This is a genomic window from Vibrio sp. 10N.222.46.A1, assembly GCF_041473595.1.
In the GTDB taxonomy this organism is placed as follows: domain Bacteria; phylum Pseudomonadota; class Gammaproteobacteria; order Enterobacterales; family Vibrionaceae; genus Vibrio; species Vibrio tasmaniensis_A.
Genome location: NZ_JBFRSN010000964.1, coordinates 1 through 469, shown reverse-complemented (window position 1 = coordinate 469; position 469 = coordinate 1). Strand labels below are relative to the sequence as shown.

The following is a 469-nucleotide window of genomic DNA, read 5'->3' as shown; positions in this document are numbered from 1 at the left end:
TTGACGAGAGATACACCACTCAGGGCGACCTTCGATCATACCTTCGATACGGCTTTGACCCCATTCAGGCATCCATTCAACACTCTTTGTTGACTCTAGTGCTTTTGCACGTAGGCCAGCTTGATCCATAGAGATGAACCATTGTGGTGTTGCACGGAAGATGATTGGAGTTTTGTGTCTCCAACAGTGTGGGTAGCTGTGCTCGTAAGCGTGGTGATGCAGTAGTGCACCCTTCTCTTTTAGAACTTCTAAAACAGAGTCGTTCGCTTTGAATACGTGCTGACCAGCAAATAGCTCAGTATCTGGCAGGTAAACGCCGTTTGAACCAACTGGGTTAGCGATTTCTAGGTTGTACTTCTTACCAACCACGAAATCCTCTTGACCGTGACCAGGAGCGGTATGAACCACACCAGTACCAGAGTCAGTTGTAACGTGGTCACCAAGAACAGCAGGAACCGTAAAGTTGTAG

General features: G+C 47.8%; 1 protein-coding gene. It reads right to left on the bottom strand.

Translation table 11 applies throughout. The features are described from left to right. The coding region (locus AB4496_RS22585) for a class I tRNA ligase family protein (RefSeq protein ID WP_372132039.1) at positions 1-469 on the bottom strand (469 nt) is incomplete at both ends.